Genomic DNA, 2,852 nt, shown 5'->3' with positions numbered 1-2,852 from the left:
CCGGTCGCGGCCCATCGCGAAGAGGAGACGACCACCGGCGGCCTGCCCCGCGAGCGCGGCGAAGGCCGCGCCGATCGCCTTCGAGACGGCCACGAGGTCGTGCAGCCAGCCGCCGACCGCGCTCTCCACCGCGTCGTAGAAGGCCGACCCCTGCTTCCCCGGGTCGGCCGCGAGTTCGGCCGAGGAGACCGGTTCGAGCAGCGCGACCAGCCAGGTCTGCGCGATGAACAGGACACCCGCGAGGGCCAGGCAGAACAGCAGGGCCCGCGCCACCTTCGCCGAGCCGCCCGTGACCTCCTCCGCGAAGGAGGCGATCGCGTCGAAGCCCAGGTAGGACAGGACGGCCACGGACACCGCCCCGACGACGGCGGCCAGTGAGAACGTCCCGTCACCGGTGAGCGGCGACCACCAGTCGCGCATTGCCCCGTCCCGCGCGAGCACCGTGATCGCGGAGACGACGAAGACGAGCAGGACGACGATCTCCATCGCGAGCACCGCGAAGCCGACCCGGGCCGCCGCCCGTACGCCCCAGAGGTTGAGCAGGGTCGTCAGGACGACGGCGATCCCGGTCCACACCCATCGGTCGATCTCCGGGACCAGCGCCTCCATCGCGATGCCCGCGAAGAGATAGGCGACCGCGGGGATCAGCAGGTAGTCGAGCATCGCCATCCAGCCGGCGATGAACCCCGGCCCCTCGCCCAGGCCCTTGCGCGCGTACGTGAAGACGGAGCCGGCCTGCGGCGCGACCCGCACCATCTGCGCGTAGCTGAAGGCCGTGAACGCCATGGCGACCGTGGCCACGACGTACACGAGTGCGACCGCGCCGCCGGACTTCGCGTCGAGCGTGCCGAAGACGCCGACGGGTGCCATGGGGGCGATGAAGAGCAGCCCGTAGACGACCAGGTCCCGGAACCCGAGGTTCCGTCGAAGTCCCGTATGTTCCGGGTCTTCCCCGTGCGCCGCCACCTGCGATTCCTCGGCCATGGCCACAGTTTCGGCCACGGCACCGATCAAACCGCTCACCGACGCGGCCTTACGATGGGACGCATGACTGCAACGCCCGCGTCGACGCCCGATTCCGCCTCCGCGACGAACCGCCCGAAGCGTGTCCTGCTCGCCGCTCCCCGCGGCTACTGCGCGGGCGTGGACCGTGCCGTGATCGCGGTGGAGAAGGCCCTGGAACAGTACGGGGCCCCGATCTACGTCCGGCACGAGATCGTCCACAACAAGTACGTCGTCCAGACCCTGGAGCGGAAGGGCGCCATCTTCGTCGACCAGGCGACCGAGGTTCCGCCGGGCAACATCGTGATGTTCTCCGCGCACGGCGTTGCCCCGACCGTCCACGAGGAGGCCCGACAGGGCCGCCTCGCGACCATCGACGCCACCTGCCCGCTGGTCACCAAGGTCCACAAGGAAGCCGTCCGCTTCGCCAACGACGACTTCGACATCCTCCTCATCGGCCACGAGGGCCACGAGGAGGTCATCGGCACCTCCGGCGAGGCCCCCGACCACATCCAGCTGGTCGACGGCCCCGGCGACGTCGCCAAGATCGAGGTCCGCGACCCGTCCCGCGTCGTCTGGCTCTCCCAGACCACGCTCTCGGTGGACGAGACGATGGAGACGGTCGACGCGCTGAAGGAGAAGTTCCCGCAGCTGATCTCCCCGCCGTCCGACGACATCTGCTACGCCACGCAGAACCGCCAGATCGCGATCAAGGAGCTGGCCGGCCAGGCCGAGCTCGTCATCGTCGTCGGCTCGAAGAACTCCTCGAACTCGATCCGCATGGTCGAGGTCGCCAAGCAGGCCGGCGTCCCCGCCGCGTACCTGGTCGACTTCGCGAGCGAGATCGACGAGGCCTGGCTGGAGGGCGTCACCAGCGTCGGCCTCTCCTCCGGCGCCTCCGTCCCGGACATCCTCGTGCAGGAGGTCCTGGAGTGGCTCTCCGAGCGCGGTTACGCCGACGTGGAGATCGTCAAGACGGCCGACGAGTCGCTCACCTTCTCGCTGCCGAAGGAGCTCCGCAACAAGGACCTGCGGGCCGTCGCCGCGAAGCTCGGCGCGGGCGAGCCCGCCCCGTCCGTCAAGGAGTAACTCGGCACCCCAGCCCGTACCGTGGATTCCATGAACGTCTTCGGAGTGGACATCGGCGGTTCGGGCATCAAGGGCGCCCCCGTGGACCTGGAGCGCGGTGCGCTCACCGAGGAGCGCCACAAGGTGCTGACCCCGCAGCCCGCCACACCCGACGGTGTGGCGGGCTGCGTCGCGGAGGTCGTGGCGCACTTCGGCTGGACGGGACCGGTGGGGGTGACCTTCCCGGGAGTGGTGACCGGCTCGACCATCCGGACGGCGGCCAACGTCGACAAATCCTGGGTGGGCGTGGACGCGGGCACCCTGCTGAGCGACCGCCTGGGCGGCCTCCCGGTGACCGTCCTGAACGACGCCGACGCGGCCGGGATCGCCGAGATGACCTTCGGCGCGGGCCGCGGCCGGAAGGGCACCGTGATCTTGCTGACCCTCGGCACGGGCATCGGCTCGGCCCTCTTCGTCGACGGCCGCCTCGTCCCGAACACGGAACTGGGCCACCTGGAGCTCAAGGGCCACGACGCGGAGACCAGGGCGTCGACGAAGGCCAAGGAGGACGAGGACCTCAGCTGGGAACACTGGGCGACGCGCCGCGTGCGGAAGTACCTCGCGCACGTGGAGATGCTGTTCTCGCCGGAGCTGTTCATCATCGGCGGCGGGGTGAGCCGGAAGGCGGACAGGTTCCTGCCGCTCATCGAGGGCATCAGGGCGGAGATCGTCCCGGCGGAACTCCAGAACAACGCGGGGATCGTGGGGGCGGGGATGGCGGC

At 70.2% G+C, this 2,852-nt stretch carries 3 protein-coding genes; 2 read left to right on the top strand and 1 reads right to left on the bottom strand.

What is annotated here, in order from left to right; genetic code table 11:
• On the bottom strand, positions 1–984 hold a 984-nt coding region (locus AOK00_RS05930), incomplete at its 3' end, for an APC family permease (RefSeq protein WP_055599258.1).
• A gap of 54 nt (positions 985–1,038) precedes the next feature.
• Between AOK00_RS05930 and AOK00_RS05925 the strand changes: the two genes are divergently transcribed.
• Together AOK00_RS05925 and ppgK are read left to right on the top strand one after the other, a co-directional pair.
• Positions 1,039–2,091 (top strand): 4-hydroxy-3-methylbut-2-enyl diphosphate reductase, encoded by a 1,053-nt coding sequence (locus AOK00_RS05925; RefSeq protein WP_055599257.1) that lies wholly within the window; start codon positions 1,039–1,041, stop codon positions 2,089–2,091.
• 30 nt (positions 2,092–2,121) lie between these two features.
• Positions 2,122–2,852 (top strand): polyphosphate--glucose phosphotransferase (gene ppgK / locus AOK00_RS05920; RefSeq protein ID WP_055599256.1); only part of this gene is annotated, 731 nt, incomplete at its 3' end.

Origin of the sequence: Streptomyces aureus, from assembly GCF_001418135.1 — a bacterium.
In the GTDB taxonomy this organism is placed as follows: domain Bacteria; phylum Actinomycetota; class Actinomycetes; order Streptomycetales; family Streptomycetaceae; genus Streptomyces; species Streptomyces aureus_A.
The sequence above is the reverse complement of the archived record's forward strand: the minus strand, read 5'-3'. Positions and strand labels throughout refer to the sequence as shown.